The sequence below is a fragment of the Corallococcus sp. AB030 genome (assembly GCF_003668965.1).
In the GTDB taxonomy this organism is placed as follows: domain Bacteria; phylum Myxococcota; class Myxococcia; order Myxococcales; family Myxococcaceae; genus Corallococcus; species Corallococcus exiguus.
In genome coordinates, this window is record NZ_RAWQ01000006.1 from 17,634 (window position 1) to 34,067 (window position 16,434).

A 16,434-nucleotide genomic window follows, 5' to 3' on the forward strand; every position below is an offset into this window, starting at 1 on the left:
ATGCCTAGCAGCCCATGCAGACCGGCCGGATGTTCTGCCAGTTGCCGCAGCCGTTGTCACCGCAGCACGTCTGGTAGAGCGTACCGCTCCGGCCGTAGGAGCCCTGCGGCCAGGAGCCGTCGCCGCCCACCTCGCGACACGCGGCGCAGGTCGAAGACCAGATGACCTGATCCGCCACATACTCGCCGATGGCACAGCTGGGCGTCTTGCCAATGCCCTGCTCCACCTGCGCCGCCTCACCGGCGGACGGCGACGCATCCTGCTCCGCTGCCGGGCCACAGGCGGAGAGGAGGCCCACGGAGAAGGTCGCCAAAACCAAATCACGGATCATGTTTCGCATGCAGGAGACTCCAGGTGACGGAGGCAGATATGCCTCGCGTCCCCGAAGTCCGGCAGAAAGCGATATCCTGCGCAACCGACACATTTGACTTTGACCCCGCTGTTCCTTTCCTGCCCCGGTGCTCGCAATGGCTCTCTTTCGTCCGCTGACGGTGTTCCCTTTCCTGACGCTGTGGAGTCTGTGTCTCGCCCTGGTCACGACGGCCGGTGCCTGCCGCTCCGAGAGCAAGGCGGAAGCTCCGCCCGCGCCCGTGGTGGCCGCCGCGCCGGAGCCGCCCACGGAGCTGCATGGCGTGGGCGGCGTCGAAGGCGAGGATGCCGCGTATGACCGCTCCCGGCAGCCCGCACGGTTCGTGGCCGCCCTGGGGCTCGCTCCGGGACAGCGGGTCGCGGACGTCGGGGCGGGGCTGGGGTACTTCACGCAGCGGCTCGCGGAGGCGGTGGGCCCCACGGGCCAGGTGGTCGCCACCGACATCAACGACGAAGCCATCCAGCGGCTCCGTGCGCGGGTGCTCGGACGCAAGAACATCGAGGTGCGGAAGGTGGCCCCGGAGGCGCCGGGGCTCGAAGCGGGCGCGTACGACCTGATCCTCCTCTCGGAGGTGGATCACTTCTTCGGGGACCGGGTGGACTACCTCACCCGGCTGCGTCCCGCGCTCACACCCCAGGGCCGCATCGCGGTGACGCACCTGAGGGCCATGCGCCCTCCGCTCGTCGCCGCCGCGCAGGCCACGGGCTACGTCATCGTCTCCGAGTACGACGACCTGCCGGCCCACTACCTGCTCTTCCTGCAGCCCGCCGTGAGCCCCTGACGGCGGCCTCAACCGTCCAGAACCCAGGCCTTCGCGCTCGCGAGCGTCCACTCCCCGGCAGAACCCGGCCCCTGTCCGCCAACAGGACCGCCACACGCCAATGCGCGCCCTACCCTTCCGCCGCGCGAACTCAAACGGACGCGGCACGGTGCCGCGCCGCGCATGGGGAGACAGAACGCCATGGGTATCAGCAAGGGCAGTGCGCAGTGGAACGGCGGGTTCAAGGACGGCAAGGGCTCGATGAAGCCCGGTCACGCCGCGGAGGTCCTCTTCTCGGTCGGCACCCGCTTCGAGGGACAGCAGGGCAGCAACCCGGAGGAGCTCATCGGCGCGGCGCTCTCCGGGTGCTTCTCCATGGCCCTGTCGGTGGGGCTGGAGAAAGCGGGCCTGAAGCCCACGCGCATCCAGACGAACGCGGACGTGCACCTGGACAAACAGGGCGACGGCTTCGCCATCACCACCATCGACCTCGTCACCGAGGCCACCATCCCCGGCGCCAACGACGCCCAGTTCCAGAAGATCGCCGAGGAGACCAAGAAGGGCTGCCCTGTCTCCAAGGCGCTCGGGGGCGTGAACATCACGCTGAAGGCGAAGCTCGCGACCTGACGGACCCTGGCCGGCCTTCAGCCGCCGGCGCACGCGTCGCGGCAGTCCTGCCGGCACGCGACGACCTCGGGCGTGTTGCCGACGCAGGTCGCGTAGCACTGGCTCAGGCACGGCGTGAGCTCATGCTCCGCCGCGCCGGGCTCCTCGCCGACCGGGTCCTGCGCCTCGAACGGAGGGTCCTCCGCCGGAGGGGCATCCGCGGGGCCACAGGCCGCCAGGAGCCCTCCCACCGCGGCCAGCGCCAGCACCCATTTCCGTCGCATGCGCCACCCCATCCGCGGGAAGGTGAAGGCCCTATTCTAGCCGCGAGAGCGGGTGGAAGAATCCGGGCCCGTGGCCGATTCGTCCTCCAGGAGGTCTTCCGAGCAGGTGGGTGAGACGGACGATGTCACGGACGCGGTTCGGCGCGCGACGAGGGGGGAGTCGTCCGCCTTCAGCGAGCTATACCGTCGCACCCGCCCCTTGGTGGCCCGGCTGGTCGCGGGTTTCGGCACATTGGATCCCGACGAGGCGGAGGACGTCCTACAGGAGTCCTACGTACGGGCGTTCCGGGGGTTGCCCCAGCTGAAGTCAGCGGGGGCCTTCACCCCGTGGTTGTTGACCATCGCGCGCAACCGGGCGCGCACGCGGCTGGAGCGCCGCAACCTGCTCCAGCGGATGGAGGACGAACTGGCGGACCCGACACCGGAGACGGTGCCGGCCCTGCCGCCCACGCTCCAGGTGGAGAGGGACATCGAGGTGGTGCGGCGGCTCATCGCGGAGCTGCCCGAAGGCGAGGAGAAGAAGACCGTGCAGCTCTTCTACATCGAGGGTCAGCTCTCCGCGCGGGAGATCGCCGAACAGCTCGGCGTGGGCAAGAGCACGGTCACCATGCGGCTGGAGCGATTTCGCGGGCGCATCAAGCGCGAGCTCCTCCAGCGGGTGCTCGCCGGACGGTGGGAATGAAGCGATGAGACACCTGGATGCCACCGCGATGGCCGAACTCGCCGGGCGCGACCCCGCCGCCGTCGCTTGGTTCCGCGAGCACCTGGCCTCGCCCTGCGAGGTCTGTGAGACGTTCCTCGCCACACACGCGGATCCGCTCGACGGGCAAGCGGACGCGCTGCTCCTCGCGCTCGCGCCCGAGAGGAAGACCGAAGCGGAAGTCATCCCACTGCGGTCGCCGGCCCGCGCCCGCCGCTTCGCCCCGCCGCCAGGCCGGTACCTGGGCTGGATGGCCGGCGCGATCGCGGCCTCCGTGCTGATGGTGGTGCTGGTGCCGCTGGTGAAGGGACCCACGCAAGGTGCCACCGGGTGGACCGGTGTGAAGGGCCCGGGCCGCATCTCGCTGGAGCTGGCCGTGGTCGCGCGGAGCACCGACGGAGCCCTGCGCCGGCTGGACTCCGGCGCGGACGTCACCACCGACGAGGTGCTGCTCCTGCGCTACCACGCCACGGAGTCCGGCACCGCGCTGCTCTACCAGCAGCGGGAGCAGCAGGCGCCGGAGCTGCTTGGCCGCTTCCCCCTGGCGGCGGGAACGCACGACCTGGAGGGGCCTGACGGCCTCGCGGGCGTGAGCCTCGATTCGGACGAGGGCCGGCTGGCGCTGGCGCTGGTGGCCTTCGCTCCCGGTGAGCCCGCAACGGAGCAGGACGCACTCGCCGCGCTCGCCGCGGACGGAAGCCCGGATGCACGCCCGGGAACCGTGGTGAGGTTCGACGTGCGGGTCCAATCCGGTCAGACTCAGGCCCCGTGAGGCGCCTGTTCTCCCTGCTGCTCGTCCTCCTCTGCGCCTGCGCGGGCCCGTCCGCCACGGCCGGAGACAAGGGCGGGCTCGTGCCGCTACGGCTCGACGCCGCGGACCTGTCGCGCGCGTACACACCCCGGCGGCTCGCGCTGCTCGTGGGCGTGTCGTCCTTCGATGATCCGCAGTGGCGCGCCCTGCGCTTCTCTTCCAAGGACGCCAGCGACCTGGCGGCGGCGCTGAAGGATCCCGCGCGAGGCCACTTCGACCAGGTGCGCGTCCTCACGCGCCCGGAGGAGACGACCCGCGACGCCATCCTCGCGGCGTTGCGCCAGCTGCGGCGTGAAGCCACCCGGCCCGACGACGTGGTGATGGTGTACCTGTCCGCGCACGGCACGCTCGCGCGCGACGGTCGTGGCGAGCTCACGCGATACCTCGTCACACGAGACGCGTCCTACCGAGCCATCCCGCAGACGGCGCTCTCCATGGACGCGCTGAAGGCGGAGTTCGAACAGCTGCCCAGCCGGCGGCGGCTGTTGGTGCTGGCCACCTGCCACAGCGGCAGCGGCAAGTCGCTGCTGCCCCACGAGTTGGAGGTGGAGCTCGCGGGCATCAAGTCCGGCTTCTACGCGCGCCCCCTGGAGGAGTCGTCCCGGGCCTCGATGGTGTTCGCCGCCAGCGACTGGGGCGAGACAGCGCGCGAGGACGAAGGCCTGCGCAACGACATCTACACGTACTTCCTCATCGAGGGCCTGGGCGGAGCAGCGGACCGCAACGCGGACGGCGCAGTCACCGCCACGGAGGCGCACGACTATTCGCGCCGCCGCACCTTCGCCTTCACGGAAGGCCGCCAGCGGCCGTCCGCCGAAATCATGGAGGTGGGCGCGGATCCGGTCATCCTCGCCGGCCGCATCGACCGCACGGGCCAGCCGGAGCTCTTCTCCTACAACCCACGCCTGGACGGCTTCCTGCTCAAGGTGGACGGCGAGCCGCGCCTGGAACTGCCAGGAGGCGCCGCGGTAGGCCCGGGCCGGCGCACGGTGGAGCTCACCAAGGGCGACGCCGTGCTCGTGCGGCGCGAAGTGGACGTGGCCCGAGGCGAGCGCCTGCCGCTGGAGCGACTGCTGTCGGACGCCATCCCGCGCCGCGCGTTGTCGCTCGTGGGCGGGATGATGTCCTTCGCGGACGGCAGGAGCCGGCGCGAGCTGTTGCCCGCCGCGCCCCAGGTGGGCGTGGTGCTGCGGCTGGAGGACCTGCCGCTCCAGAACCTGGGCCTGATGGTGGACATGGGTCTGGGACGCGGGCGCGAGAAGCTCCAGGTGGCGCCCGGCAGCGAGGTGCCCTTTGGCTACACCACGCTCACGCTGGGCGCGGCGGTGCCGTACCTGTGGCGATGGGAGCGATTGACGCTGTTCGCGGGTCCACGTGTGGCCGCGCTGTACCTGGGCAGGTCTTTCGACGTGGAGGCCTATTCGGGAGGCCAGCGCTACTTCACCGTCAGCCCCGGTGTGGTGGGCGGACTGGCGTGGCGCCTGGGGGAGCGATTGGAGCTCACCGCCCAGGGCCACGGGATGCTGACGTACGTGGTGGTGGACGGACAGGGACAGGCCGTGGGCTTCATCGGCGGAAACGCCGGCGTGGGGTACCGCTTCTGATGCGCCGCCAATGCCTGTTCCTGACGCTGTCGTCGCTCGGCCTCCTGGGCGCGTGCGGAAGCCTGGACAACGAGCCCTTCCGCGCGGGCACCGTGCGAGGCCGGCTCACGGAGTTCGACCCCGCCGTCGCGCTGGTGTCCGTGGTGGGCGCGCCCGGCGTGCGCAGCGGCGTGGACACGCAAGGCCGCTTCACGCTGGAGGACGTGCCCGCGGGCCCGGCGGAGCTCTTCGTCGTGGCCACCGGGGAACTGGCCGCGCGAGTGCCGCTCACCGTGCAGGGAGGCCAGTCCGTGGACATTGCGGACGTCTCGCCGCGCACCGCCGGCACCTTCTTCGTGAAGTTCCATGTCCGGGGCAACCGGAAGCTGATGGACGCGAAGGCCATCGTGGACGGCACGCCCATCGAAGCCTCCGGGCTCGACGACAAGTCACCCCACCGTCTGGGGCCGCTGCCAGAAGGTTGTTACGGCGTGAGCGCCTCCGCGCCCGGCTTCGCCTCCACGTCCGTCCAGGACTGCGTGGACGAGGGCAAGCAGACGGTGCTGAACGTGGAACTCATCCCCGAGGGCTCCTCGGGCGAGGAGCGCTGCGCATTCGCGGGCTGTGCCGATGACAGCCATGCCGCGATGGATGGCCGCGACGTCGAAAACTCCGACGAAAGCCATTGAACGACATCGCCAGGCCGCGGCGTCGTCCGCTGTGAATCAAGCTTTCCGCAAAGCCACACATATCCAGACCGTGCGTGCCTCGCACTTCGCCGCCCGTCTGGAGTTGTGGCCACACCGCGATTCTCCGGGTCTTTCTGACAACGAGGCACTCCGCTCCCCGAGCGGCCCCCCACCGCCTCGTTTCACAGGAGGATGACCATGCGTATCCCGACCGCTCGCTCTTCCGCGGCATGGATGGTGTTGTGCGCGACGATGCTGTCCCTGGGCTGCGGAGGCCCCACGGAGGCGGAGGATCCGTCGCTCGTCTCGGGCGATGACAACCTGGGCGGCGCCGCCGGAGAAGCGCCCGCCGCGGACGGCGGCACCGCGCCGGGAGGCAACACGGGTATCACCATCTGCCACATTCCGCCCGGCAACCCCGCCAACGCGCACAGCATCACGGTGGGCGTGCCCGCGGTGGCCGCGCACCTGCGCCATGGCGACACGGTGGGCGCCTGCGACGACGAACCGCCCACGGACGGTGGCACCAGCGAGCCCGACGCGGGCACGACGGACGGCGGCTCGGGTGGCGGCATCGACGCCGGTCCCCAGTGCATCCCCGAAGGCGGCGAGTGCTCCACCGAGGGCGACGAGACCTGCTGCAATTCGCTGTCGTGCCAGGAAGGCGGATGCTGGCCCGTCATCGGCTGAGCAAGCGCCGTGGCCGGTCCGGACGCGGGAGGGTCTCCTCCCGCATTCATCCCTGACTCCAACAAAGGCTTACAAATGAAGACCCTGCGACACCTGACCTCCACCCTGCTGATGACCACGGGGCTCCTGTTCCTCGCTGCCTGCGGCGACAGCGGCAAGGCCCACGTCACCCTGAAGCTGACCGACGCCCCGGGCGACGGCATCGAGAAGGCCGTGGTGACCATCTCGAAGGTCTACTTGAAGGGCAGCGTGGAAGGAGAAGACGGCAAGGGAGACGTGGTGCTCCTGAGCGAGCCCGTCACCACCGACCTGCTCACGCTGGCCAATGACACCGCGGACCTGGTGAAGGACGCGGAGGTGCCGGCGGGCACGTACAAGGAGCTGCGCTTCGTCATCACCGGCGGCTACATCCAGGTGAAGCAGGACGGCACCAGCCGCATCTTCGCCACCTCCGCCAACTACGAGGGCCTGCCCGAAGGGGCCCAGGTGGACGGCGACCTGCACATGCCGAGCGCCAGCAGCTCCGGCCTCAAGGTGAAGTTCGACAAGGACGCGGACGTCACCATCACCAGCGATGACGATCAGAAGGTCATCCTGGTGGACTTCGACGTGGCGCAGAGCTTCGGCAAGGAGGCCGGCAACTCCGGCAAGTGGGTCATGCGGCCCGTCATCAAGGGCGCGGACATGGAGTTCTCCGGCAACGTGGAGGTGACGCTGGAGGCGGGCAGCGTGTCCCTGCCCCTAGGCCCCACGCAGCTGGCCAGCTTCTCCGCGGTGCTCATCAACGCCGACGGCAGCCGCGAGACGCTGTCCTTCAGCGCCAGCACGGCCACCCGCTACGTGGCGAACTTCAAGTACCTGCTGCCCGGCACCTACCAGGTGGACCTGGTGGCGCCCGCGGGCGTGTCCTTCACCACGGACATCACGCGCCCGGCGACCGCGACGGTCAGCTCGGGCGCGGAGTCCGACGTGCACTTCGTCCTGACGTCCTTCGACGTCGAGTAGTCACTTCGGGGTTCAGGCCGCCTTCTCGCCCTGCGCCTGGGCGGCCTGGACCTCGAGGGCGATTTCAATCTTCTCGCCCACCAGCACGCCGCCCGCCTCCAGGGCCTGGTTCCACGTCAGGCCGAAGTCGCTGCGGTTGATGGTCGTCTTCGCCTCGAACGCGGCCTTGGTGTTGCCCCACGGGTCCTTGGCGATGCCCAGCTGCTCGGCCTCCAGGACGACCTCGCGGCTGATGCCGCGGATGGAGAGCTGACCCGTCACCTTCAGGTGCTTGCCGGAGGGCTCCACCTTCGTGCTCTGGAAGGTGATGGCCGGGAACTTCTCCACGTCGAAGAAGTCCGGCGAGCGCAGGTGGTTGTCGCGCTGGTCGACGCCGGTGCTGATGCTCGCCGACTCGATGGAGACGGAGACCGCCGAGGCCGCCGGGTTCGCGTCATCCAGGGTGAGGGTGCCGCCGAACTTCGTGAAGCTGCCGCGCACCTTCGCGACGACCATGTGGCGGACGCTGAAGTGGATGCCCGTGTGCGTGGTGTCGATGTTCCAGGTCGTGGTGGCCATGGTCGTCTTCCTTGTCGTGAGCGCCGCGGCAGCGGCGGTGTGTTTCAACGAGGCCTAAGGTAGCGGCCCCCCACGTTCCCGATTAGACGGGACGGACAGGATGCACTGTTCCACGGCTGGAACAGTCCTGCGCCTGCACGAGGGATGGGCCATGGACCTCAACGAACTCCTCATCTTCGCCCGGGTGGTCCAGGCGGGCAGCTTCACGGCGGCGGCGAAGGCGCTGCGCATGCCCAAGTCCACCGTGAGCCGCAAGGTGTCCGAGCTGGAGGAGCGAGTGGGCGCGCAGCTGCTTCAGCGCACCACGCGCACGCTGCACCTGACGGAGGTAGGCCGCGCGTACTACGCGCACTGCGAGCGCATCGTCGCGGAAGCGGAGGCCGCGGAGCTGGCGGTGACTCGCCTGCAAGCGGGGCCGTACGGCCTGCTGCGCGTGACAACACCCCTGTCCGTCCATTTCCTCGCGCCACTGGTGGCGCGCTTCATGGAGAAGTACCCGGACGTGCAGGTGGAGCTGCTCTGCACGGACCGGGCGGTGGACCTGTTGGAGGAGGGCTTCGACCTGGCGGTGCGCGCCGGTCGGCTGCCGGACTCGTCGTTGATGGCACGGCGGCTGGGGGACATCGAGTGGCTCGTGGTGGCTTCGCCCGGCTATCTCCAGGCGCGGGGCGCACCGAAGGCGCCAGCGGACCTGGCGAAGCACGACTGCCTCTTCTTCGGCAAGTCAGTGCAGGGAAACGTCTGGACGCTGCACGCGGGCGGGCGCTCCGTCGAAGTGAAGGTCTCCGGGCGGCTGGTGGTGAACGAGCCGGACATGCTGCGCGCGGTGACGTCATTGGGCGCCGGGGTGGCGCTCATCCCGGGTCAGCAATGCATCGAGGACCTGGCGTCCGGGCGGCTCCAGCGCGTGCTGCCGGACTGGAGCTCCACGGGCGCGCCGGTGCACGCCGTCTACCCGCCCACGCGCCACCACGTGCCCAAGGTGATGGCCTTCGTGGAGGTGCTGCGCGAGCACTGGCCCCACAACCAGGAAGCCTTCAAGCGGGCGAAGCGCTGAGACAGTGCCGGCGTTTCGTTCCGCGGATGGAACGATGTGTCCCGAGGTTCGTGTCTGGCCAGGTGGCTTTCGGAAGCGCATGTTGTGTCTCGAAAGGAAGCACACACCATGATGAACGTTCGCCCTTCCGAAGCACGCGGTCACGCCAACCACGGCTGGCTGGATTCGCATCACACCTTCTCGTTCGCGAGCTACTTCGACCCCGAGAACATGGGCTTCCGCTCCCTGCGCGTCATCAACGAGGACCGCGTGCAGTCTGGCGAGGGCTTCGACACGCACCCGCACCGGGACATGGAGATCATCACCTACCCGCTGAGCGGCGCCATCGCGCACCGTGACAGCACGGGAGGCCAGGGGCTCCTGCGCGCCGGAGAGGTGCAGCGCATGACGGCCGGCACGGGCGTGATGCACAGCGAGATGAACGGCTCCAACGAGGACGTCCACTTCCTGCAGATCTGGATCATCCCGGAGAAGAAGGGCCTGAAGCCGGAGTATGAGCAGAAGTTCTTCCCGGAGAAGGACCGGCAGGGACGCTGGCGCGTGGTGGCCAGCCCGGACGCCCGAGACGGCAGCCTCACGGTGCACCAGGACGTGGTGCTCAACAGCACGCTGCTGAGCCCGGGAGAGAAGGCGGAGTACACGCTGCCCAAGGGGCGTCACGCCTGGGTGCAGATCGCCAGGGGCACGGGCACGCTCAACGGAGTGGCCCTGAAGGCCGGTGACGGAGTCGCCGTGTCCGACGAGTCGAGCCTCGTGCTCACCGCCTCCGAGCCGCTGGAGGCCCTGCTGTTCGACCTGGCCTGATGCGCCGGCCACGAAGAAGGCCCCCGGATCCCTGAGTGGATCCGGGGGCCTTCCTGTCTTTCCCAAACACCGGAACTGCGTAGCTGTTCTGGGATTGCCCGGCGCCAGGAGACGCCCTGGGTTATCGACTCAGCCGCCCCACCGGATGCGGTAGGAGCAGGCGTGGCCGTCGAAGTCGAAGGGCTCCACGCGAAGGTGCTTCGCGCCGGCCTTGGCCAATCCCGCTTCGATGAGACCGCGCAGGTAGCCCGGGTTCCCGTTGCACTCGTTGACGCGGATGATGTGGTGCCCGGGGCCCTGGGTGAGCAGCTCCGACTTCATGTAGTTGTTGACGGTGGAGAAGCTCTCCTGGATGCGCACCACGACGCGCTCGGGTCCGAAGATGGGCCACATGGACACGAGCGACTTGCCGAGCACGGTCTGCTCCATGCCCTGGATGATGCCGACGCCCAGGCGCCGGTAGCCCTCGCCCACATCGAGCTGCGGATACAGGTGCTCGACGGTGACGCGAATGGCCTCCGCGAAGATCTTCCGGGAGGTGTGGTGCGGAGACTGAGCGTCCAGGTCCAGGCCCACGTCCTTCAGCTTCGTCCGGAGCTCCGGAGTGAGCCGGTCACCGATGGAGCGGAACACCCCCTCCACCGTGTGGCGATAGACGATCTCTTCTTCCACGAAACACCCCGGCCCAGCCCGGCGGTCCCATTCCGCCGTGTCGCAAAGAAGCGTACCCCATCCCCCCGACAAATCCGAAGCCCCCTGGGGCTACGACCCGGGTCTGAGACGTCCCACCGATGTTTCACCGCCGGTTCTGATGCTTAATCGTGTATTGCTCGACCTCAATGACTCGGCGGGTCCGGGTGACCTCCGCACTCCGGGGCACCTGAGCATCCCTGAAACCGTACGGCTCATGGTTCTCGCCAACAACACACACAAAACAAACATGCCCGGCAACAATGACACACATAAACCACCCAGGCATCTGCATTCAATCAGGCACCACCATGGATTGACGTCGCCGCCGACAGCGCTCCGTGGGAGGACCTGAGACCGCGAGGCCCCTGGTGTTCGTGGACACACCCAGGGTCAATGGGAACCGCCTTGGCCCGAAAGGACTAGCGGGTTCCCCTGACATCGAATTTCGACCCGCCGGGCCGTGACAGGAATTGACGGCGTTTGATAGACCCTCCCGCCCGGGGGCCATGGCCAGACAGGCCTTCTATTCGCCCAGCCTTGGAGACGCCGAATGCGCACGCCGTCAGTCCTTGCAGCCGAGCACCATTCCGCCAAGTCGTTGTCCACGCAGCAGGGAAACCAGCTCAGCCATGAGCTCTGGTCGCTGGTCCAGCGAGGCCTGGTCTACCCTTCGCCCTACGCTGTGTTCGCGACGTTCTGGCGCACGCCAGACGGGACCGGCGAGCCGCTGACCCGGGCGCTCCTCCAGAAGCTGATGCGGGACGTGCGCGAGGAGATCCACACCCACTACGGGAGCGCCAACACCACGGCCATCGTCGGAGTGGGCTTCCGGCTCTGGCAGGAGTGGTGCGCCGAGGACGGGACCGACCTTCCCGAAGGCATGAAGCTGGCCTTCCCGGAGGAGTCCTCGCCGGCCTGGCGCTCCAACGTGTTCTCCCGCTCGAACGGGACGTTCGTCGACTCGCAGGGTGACCTGTGGTTCCACATCAAGTCCGACGAGGAATCCCACTGCGACGCGGTCTTCGAGTTCATCCACGCGCGGCTGCAGGACCAGGCGCGCTGCGTGCGCTCCGCGCCCCATGACCACCAGAAGGCGGCCACCAAGTCCACGCGCCCCGACAAGCGCGGCGGCAAGGTGCTGGGCTGCCGCTTCTCGGAGAACCTCAACAACCCGTCCGACCCGGTCTCCATCCAGGAGCAGACCCTGGTCGGGTTCGAGGATCCCGCGCACCTGGGCGCCTCTTTCGTGGTCGCGCAGCGCTTCGAGATCAACTGGGAGCACCTGCTGGACATGAGCCCCCAGCAGGTGGAGGACCTGGTGGGGCGCACCACCGAGGACATCCTCATCCCCAGCCAGGACCAGCGCAGCCACATCAAGAGCGCCCGCGTGCAGGACGCCCAGGGCAACACGTTGCAGGTGCTACGGCTGGGATTGCCCTTCGGGCAGGCGAACACGGTGCACAACACGGAGTTGCGCGCCAAGGGGGCCAGCCTCCGGGACGAGGCGGGCATCTACTTCGCGGGCTACGCCCGGAGCGTCCGCGCGCTCGAAACCGTCATGAACCAGCAGATTGGCGACCAGCGCGGCTTCATGCGGGATCGGCTGCTCTCCGAGGTCCGCTCCAACCTGGGAGGCTTCTATTACATCCCCAGCCAGGCGGACCTGGGGCTGGAGCCGGTGAAGCTCCAGAGCGCGGAGCAGCAGGACTGGAAGCGCTTCCCCGGCGTGGACTGGAGCCGGCTGGACCGGCACTTCGACGTGGCCTCGTCGAACGGGTACATGCATTACAACCACAAGAACTACCTGTTCCAGATGGCGACGATGTCCGGGGACAAGCGCCGGACGCACCAGCCGCCGTCCAACCGGGTGCTGCAATTGCTGTCGGACGCCTTCTCCCGCTGGCAGGACAACTGGTACGTCAACCGGTCACAGCAGGAGCTGGAGCACCTGTGCGCCTACGTGGCGCGCCAGTACGGCCCCGCGAAGGCTCGGGAAGTGATGGGACTTTCCGTCGTGGAGCGCATGGGCTGGGCCATCAAGGTCAGCCTGGGACAGGTCTTCGCCAGCGACGCCTACGGCTTCCGGGGCCGCCGTCAGGACTCGCAGGGCAACTGGTACAACGGCGCGGACACCTACCGAATCCACCCGGTGGAGCTCATCGTCGGGGCCCTGCCCAACCTGGGGCTCGGTCAGGGGCGGTATGTCATTGATTACGCGCGCAAGGACGAGGAGCTGGGTAACTTCTTCGCGGGGCTGAGCTCCGCGTCGGGCGTGGGCCACCTGGTGCCGGGCTTCCAGCGCGCCCTGGACCGGGGCCTGGGCGGGCTGATGGCGGACGTCCAGGCGCGGCACGACGCGACCCAGGATGAAGGCAAGCGCCAGTTCTACCGGGGCGTGGTGCTGTCCCTGGAGGGCGTGCGCGACAGCTGCCTGGCCTACGCGGCGCTCGCGGGAAAGATGGCCGCGGAGCTGCCCCTGGGGCAGCACGCCGAGCGCGACAACCTGCTGAAGATCCAGGAGCGGATGCAGCGGCTGGCCACGGAGCGGCCCCAGACGATGCTCGAGGCCGCCCAGCTGCTCTTCACGCTGCACGCGGGCCTGCACCTGATTGGCGAGCCCACGGCGGTGGGCCGGTTGGATCAGATGCTCTTCCCCTTCTACGAGCGCGACGTGGCGGCGGGCGCGCTGGACGACGCACAGGCGCAGGAGATCATCGACTGCTTCTGGGTGAAGCTGGGGGAGAAGGTGCTGCTCAACCGCCAGTTCGTGGAGGACCACCAGCCCTTCGGGAACCTCGCCATGGGCGGGATGAGCGGCAACTACCCGCAGGGCGCCGCGAACAACCAGTGGATCCAGCAGGTGACAGTGGGCGGGACGGTCGCGGACGAGACGCCGGGAGAGGGGCGGCCCGCGTACAACCGCGTCACCCTGCTCTGCCTGCGCGCGGCCCGGCGGCTGCCGCTCAACGCGCCGTGCCTGTCATTGCGCGTGCGCAAGGACATCCCGCCCGAGTACCTGCACGAGGCGGCGCTGGCGATCCTCAGCGGCGGCGCGCACCCCATCCTCCTCAGCGACGAGAAGATCATCCCCGGGATGCTGCACAGTGGTGACGGCGTGGGCCAGGGCACGCAGCCCACCGCGGCCACACCGGTGGCCCAGAAGGCCGGCAGCGCGTGGAGCAGCGAGGTGGTGCTCCGGGCGGCGCGCGACTACGCCTGCGACGGCTGCTACGAGCCGCAGATCGTGGGACAGAACTGGTTCACGCTGGGAGGCATGACGGCCCTGTCGCCGCTGGAGGCCGCGCTCAACCAGGGCAAGAGCTGGAGCACGGCGGGCCCCATGTACTTCCGGGGCCAGCGCGTGTCCTTCACGTCGCCTCCACCCTCGGCCATCCAATCGTTCGAGCAGCTCCAGGACCTGTTCTTCCAGCACCTGAGCTGGATGTACGCGAAGCAGGCGGACGGCATGGTGGGCGTCTTCGGATCCATGAGCGCCGTGTGCCCGTCGCCGCTGCTGTCGGTGTTCGTGGACGACTGCATCGACAAGGGGTTGGACCTCTACGGGGGTGGTGCCCGCTACAACATGGTGGCCCCGTGCATCACGGCCCTCTCCACGGTCATCAACTCGCTGTACGCCATCCGGAAGATGGTGTTCGAGCAGGACACTGCGGTGACGTCCCTGCCGGAGCTGGTGGAGGCGCTGCTGTGCGACTGGGGCTACAAGATGGACGAGCCCGTCATCAGCACCTTCGCGGGCCCCGCGCGCATCGAGGCGAAGGCGCAGCGCTTCCGGGACCTGCGCCAGGTGGCGCTCGCCCAGCCCCGCTACGGCCGCGGAGACGAAGAGGTGGATCGCTTCGCCAACGCCTTCATCCAGCGCGTGGCGGAGACGGTGGTGCGCGTCTTCACGGAGCCCGCCGAGCCCACCGCCCAGAAGATGGTGGACCTGGCGAAGAAGTTCGGGACGCCGGAGAAGCCGTTCGGCGGGTTCCAGATCCAACCGGGCGCGGGCACCTTCGAGAACTACTTGGAGTTCGGCGCGACCTGCGGCGCCTCCGCGGATGGACGGCGGCTCGGGGAGACGCTGGCCTCGGACCTGAGCCCGTCGCCGAGCATCGCGGATCAGCCGGTGGATCATCAGGAGGAGGGCTTCGTGCGAGCGCTGTCCGGCTACACCGGCGCGGGAGCGGAGGGCTTCACGAGCGGAGCACCCACGGACTTCAACATCCGCGAGGACTTCCCGGTGGGCGCACTGGAGCGGGTGCTGCACGCGTTCGCCCAGGGACAGGGCTCGAACATCCTGACCGTCACCTGCGCCAACCCGGAGACCTTCGAGCACGCGTCGAAGGACCCGGAGAAGTACGACGTGCTCCGGGTGCGCATGGGCGGCTGGTCGGAGTTCTTCGTCTCCATGTTCCCGGGCCACCAGGAACAGCACCAGCGCCGGCCGATCAGCACGCCTGACGTGGAGCGCTGACTTACGGACCGTGGGGCGCCGCCGTCCGGCGGCGCCTCCTTCGCACCAGGCCTGAAACAACTCGAAGCCGTGGGGTGAGGGCCGAGTCGGCCGCTACTCGGCCCGCCTGCGTCTACCCTTGGGGCTGGATCGGCTTCAACAGGCCCGCCCGGTTCAACTGCTCTTGCACCTGCTCGGCGAGCGCGATGTGCTCCGGGTTGCTTACCGTGAATCGCGCAGGACACATGACGATGAGCGTCCCCTTGTCCTCGACCCACTCGATATGCACCGGAGAGGGCAGCGGAGGCACTGTACCCAAACGGCGAGACAGGTACGTGACCCAGCCCACGAACGTGCCCGGCACCGCGAACTCCGACACCCGGTCTCGATGAGCCGTAGACGTGGCGATACCCCATTCAGGGTCCCAAGCCAAAACCGCTGCGCGAAGCGCCTGTGAAAGGACGGGAGCGGTCAGGACACGCTCTCTGGCTTCACCTCTTGTCGGAAGGTCCATCACGCAAAGATCGCCCAAGAGTTCCGAGGTGGAGCCACATGCAAGCCTGACGCCAGTGCTTGCACCATCGGGCTCTCCATTCCATGCAGAGAAAGAAACCCCAACCTCGTCGTGCCGGTACTTCTTCTTGAAGAGCTTGAGAAGCGACTCCTCATTCGGCACGAATGGGTGCCTGAGCGCATCAGCACGAGACCCGGCTTTCTCGAACCATCGGTTGAACGTAGGTTCGTCAGGCGCGAGGAGGCGGAAGAAGATTTCGGCGCGTCGAGCGTATGACTCGACTGGCTCAACTCGACCCGGCCAGTACGCCCCCAGGTAATATTTCTCGTTCATCTGACCTGATGCCTACGGAGACGGCGGGGTGAATACGACCTTGATTGTGCCAAGCCCTTCATTCCTGAACAAGTCTCTCACGGCGTCAGCAACTTCGCGCTCCGCGAAATGCCAATGGATCGGCGTGCCCTTGGCCGCCTTGAATTGTCTCTTTGCTTGCTCAAGCATTCCGTCAGCGCCTCGGAACCAGGTTCTGAAACTCCCATCCTTGAGAAACCTGGCATAGCCCGGCCCCTTTGTTTCAAGGAGCACCCCCATCTTGAAGCCGTCGAATTTTACCTCTTGGACCTTGTAGACCTTCCCTGCCGGCGCCTCGGTGACCTGGGCCTGGTACTTGCGCGATGCCTCGCTCATGCTTTCGCTGGCATTCTCCCACCTCCCCGGGCCTTGCTCCCCTGGGGACGAGGGCTGACCCGAAGCCGCGCCGGTCCGCTGAAGGACGATGGCCGCCCCGGGCCCTCCACTCAACACCGACGCCGCGCGCCCCACCGGCACCGTGACGCGCTCGAATACCAGCGCAC

At 68.3% G+C, this 16,434-nt stretch carries 17 protein-coding genes; 11 read left to right on the forward strand and 6 right to left on the reverse strand.

Going from position 1 to position 16,434, the window contains the following annotated elements; translation table 11 throughout:
* Window positions 1–4: 4 nt before the first annotated feature.
* The gene (locus D7Y15_RS02760; RefSeq protein ID WP_126934810.1) at window positions 5–340 is read right to left on the reverse strand and encodes a hypothetical protein; all 336 of its coding nucleotides are present in this window, start codon (window positions 338–340) and stop codon (window positions 5–7) included.
* A gap of 127 nt (window positions 341–467) precedes the next feature.
* Here D7Y15_RS02760 and D7Y15_RS02765 point away from each other — a divergent pair, with 127 nt between their 5' ends.
* The gene (locus D7Y15_RS02765; RefSeq protein ID WP_120577092.1) at window positions 468–1,151 is read left to right on the forward strand and encodes a class I SAM-dependent methyltransferase; all 684 of its coding nucleotides are present in this window, start codon (window positions 468–470) and stop codon (window positions 1,149–1,151) included.
* Between the two features lie 180 nt (window positions 1,152–1,331).
* Complete coding sequence (locus D7Y15_RS02770; RefSeq protein WP_014397999.1) at window positions 1,332–1,757, forward strand: OsmC family peroxiredoxin; 426 nt, start codon at window positions 1,332–1,334, stop codon at window positions 1,755–1,757.
* 17 nt (window positions 1,758–1,774) lie between these two features.
* Here the strand turns inward: D7Y15_RS02770 and D7Y15_RS02775 are convergent, their stop codons facing one another.
* Window positions 1,775–2,020 (reverse strand): hypothetical protein, encoded by a 246-nt coding sequence (locus D7Y15_RS02775; RefSeq protein WP_121751661.1) that lies wholly within the window; start codon window positions 2,018–2,020, stop codon window positions 1,775–1,777.
* 106 nt (window positions 2,021–2,126) lie between these two features.
* Here D7Y15_RS02775 and D7Y15_RS02780 point away from each other — a divergent pair, with 106 nt between their 5' ends.
* The 6 genes from D7Y15_RS02780 (at window position 2,127) to D7Y15_RS02805 (ending at window position 7,498) form a co-directional block, all read left to right on the forward strand.
* The gene (locus D7Y15_RS02780; RefSeq protein ID WP_120577089.1) at window positions 2,127–2,702 is read left to right on the forward strand and encodes an RNA polymerase sigma factor; all 576 of its coding nucleotides are present in this window, start codon (window positions 2,127–2,129) and stop codon (window positions 2,700–2,702) included.
* A 4-nt stretch (window positions 2,703–2,706) separates the two neighbouring features.
* Complete coding sequence (locus D7Y15_RS02785) at window positions 2,707–3,492, forward strand: hypothetical protein (RefSeq protein WP_121751613.1); 786 nt, start codon at window positions 2,707–2,709, stop codon at window positions 3,490–3,492.
* The gene (locus D7Y15_RS02790) at window positions 3,489–5,135 is read left to right on the forward strand and encodes a caspase family protein (protein WP_121751614.1); all 1,647 of its coding nucleotides are present in this window, start codon (window positions 3,489–3,491) and stop codon (window positions 5,133–5,135) included. The genes D7Y15_RS02785 and D7Y15_RS02790 overlap by 4 nt, the downstream gene beginning before the upstream one ends.
* Window positions 5,135–5,803, forward strand: coding sequence for a carboxypeptidase-like regulatory domain-containing protein (locus tag D7Y15_RS02795; protein ID WP_121751615.1), 669 nt, complete (start codon window positions 5,135–5,137; stop codon window positions 5,801–5,803). The genes D7Y15_RS02790 and D7Y15_RS02795 overlap by 1 nt, the downstream gene beginning before the upstream one ends.
* A gap of 198 nt (window positions 5,804–6,001) precedes the next feature.
* Window positions 6,002–6,493 carry a hypothetical protein gene (locus D7Y15_RS02800; RefSeq protein ID WP_121751662.1) on the forward strand — a complete coding sequence of 164 codons (492 nt, stop codon included), beginning with the start codon at window positions 6,002–6,004 and terminating at the stop codon, window positions 6,491–6,493.
* 75 nt (window positions 6,494–6,568) lie between these two features.
* Entirely contained in the window at window positions 6,569–7,498 is a 930-nt protein-coding gene (locus D7Y15_RS02805; RefSeq protein ID WP_121751616.1) for a DUF4382 domain-containing protein, read from the forward strand.
* Between the two features lie 12 nt (window positions 7,499–7,510).
* On the opposite strand, the gene D7Y15_RS02810 is transcribed toward D7Y15_RS02805, so the two are convergent.
* Complete coding sequence (locus tag D7Y15_RS02810) at window positions 7,511–8,056, reverse strand: YceI family protein (protein ID WP_121751617.1); 546 nt, start codon at window positions 8,054–8,056, stop codon at window positions 7,511–7,513.
* 151 nt (window positions 8,057–8,207) lie between these two features.
* Here D7Y15_RS02810 and D7Y15_RS02815 point away from each other — a divergent pair, with 151 nt between their 5' ends.
* Together D7Y15_RS02815 and D7Y15_RS02820 are read left to right on the forward strand one after the other, a co-directional pair.
* Window positions 8,208–9,113 carry a LysR family transcriptional regulator gene (locus D7Y15_RS02815; RefSeq protein WP_121751618.1) on the forward strand — a complete coding sequence of 302 codons (906 nt, stop codon included), beginning with the start codon at window positions 8,208–8,210 and terminating at the stop codon, window positions 9,111–9,113.
* A 108-nt stretch (window positions 9,114–9,221) separates the two neighbouring features.
* Entirely contained in the window at window positions 9,222–9,917 is a 696-nt protein-coding gene (locus D7Y15_RS02820; RefSeq protein ID WP_120594603.1) for a pirin family protein, read from the forward strand.
* A gap of 129 nt (window positions 9,918–10,046) precedes the next feature.
* Here the strand turns inward: D7Y15_RS02820 and D7Y15_RS02825 are convergent, their stop codons facing one another.
* Window positions 10,047–10,589 carry a DUF2378 family protein gene (locus tag D7Y15_RS02825; RefSeq protein WP_121751619.1) on the reverse strand — a complete coding sequence of 181 codons (543 nt, stop codon included), beginning with the start codon at window positions 10,587–10,589 and terminating at the stop codon, window positions 10,047–10,049.
* Window positions 10,590–11,160: 571 nt separating this feature from the next.
* Between D7Y15_RS02825 and D7Y15_RS02830 the strand changes: the two genes are divergently transcribed.
* On the forward strand, window positions 11,161–15,087 hold the full coding sequence (locus D7Y15_RS02830) for a Dyp-type peroxidase (protein ID WP_121751620.1): 3,927 nt from the start codon (window positions 11,161–11,163) through the stop codon (window positions 15,085–15,087).
* A gap of 112 nt (window positions 15,088–15,199) precedes the next feature.
* On the opposite strand, the gene D7Y15_RS02835 is transcribed toward D7Y15_RS02830, so the two are convergent.
* On the reverse strand, window positions 15,200–15,913 hold the full coding sequence (locus D7Y15_RS02835; protein ID WP_121751621.1) for an immunity 52 family protein: 714 nt from the start codon (window positions 15,911–15,913) through the stop codon (window positions 15,200–15,202).
* Between the two features lie 12 nt (window positions 15,914–15,925).
* Window positions 15,926–16,267, reverse strand: a complete 342-nt coding sequence (locus D7Y15_RS45530) for a Tox-REase-5 domain-containing protein (protein ID WP_233604810.1) — start codon at window positions 16,265–16,267, stop codon at window positions 15,926–15,928.
* Window positions 16,268–16,434 lie beyond the last annotated feature (167 nt).

Excerpts from the sequence above, each read along its gene's own strand:
- D7Y15_RS02760 (WP_126934810.1), bottom strand. The coding sequence starts at position 340 with ATGCGAAACATGATCCGTGATTTGGTTTTGGCGACCTTCTCCGTGGGC.
- D7Y15_RS02765 (WP_120577092.1), top strand. The coding sequence starts at position 468 with ATGGCTCTCTTTCGTCCGCTGACGGTGTTCCCTTTCCTGACGCTGTGG.
- D7Y15_RS02770 (WP_014397999.1), top strand. The coding sequence starts at position 1,332 with ATGGGTATCAGCAAGGGCAGTGCGCAGTGGAACGGCGGGTTCAAGGAC.
- D7Y15_RS02775 (WP_121751661.1), bottom strand. The coding sequence starts at position 2,020 with ATGCGACGGAAATGGGTGCTGGCGCTGGCCGCGGTGGGAGGGCTCCTG.
- D7Y15_RS02785 (WP_121751613.1), top strand. The coding sequence starts at position 2,707 with ATGAGACACCTGGATGCCACCGCGATGGCCGAACTCGCCGGGCGCGAC.
- D7Y15_RS02795 (WP_121751615.1), top strand. The coding sequence starts at position 5,135 with ATGCGCCGCCAATGCCTGTTCCTGACGCTGTCGTCGCTCGGCCTCCTG.
- D7Y15_RS02800 (WP_121751662.1), top strand. The coding sequence starts at position 6,002 with ATGCGTATCCCGACCGCTCGCTCTTCCGCGGCATGGATGGTGTTGTGC.
- D7Y15_RS02805 (WP_121751616.1), top strand. The coding sequence starts at position 6,569 with ATGAAGACCCTGCGACACCTGACCTCCACCCTGCTGATGACCACGGGG.
- D7Y15_RS02810 (WP_121751617.1), bottom strand. The coding sequence starts at position 8,056 with ATGGCCACCACGACCTGGAACATCGACACCACGCACACGGGCATCCAC.
- D7Y15_RS02815 (WP_121751618.1), top strand. The coding sequence starts at position 8,208 with ATGGACCTCAACGAACTCCTCATCTTCGCCCGGGTGGTCCAGGCGGGC.
- D7Y15_RS02820 (WP_120594603.1), top strand. The coding sequence starts at position 9,222 with ATGATGAACGTTCGCCCTTCCGAAGCACGCGGTCACGCCAACCACGGC.
- D7Y15_RS02830 (WP_121751620.1), top strand. The coding sequence starts at position 11,161 with ATGCGCACGCCGTCAGTCCTTGCAGCCGAGCACCATTCCGCCAAGTCG.
- D7Y15_RS02835 (WP_121751621.1), bottom strand. The coding sequence starts at position 15,913 with ATGAACGAGAAATATTACCTGGGGGCGTACTGGCCGGGTCGAGTTGAG.
- D7Y15_RS45530 (WP_233604810.1), bottom strand. The coding sequence starts at position 16,267 with ATGAGCGAGGCATCGCGCAAGTACCAGGCCCAGGTCACCGAGGCGCCG.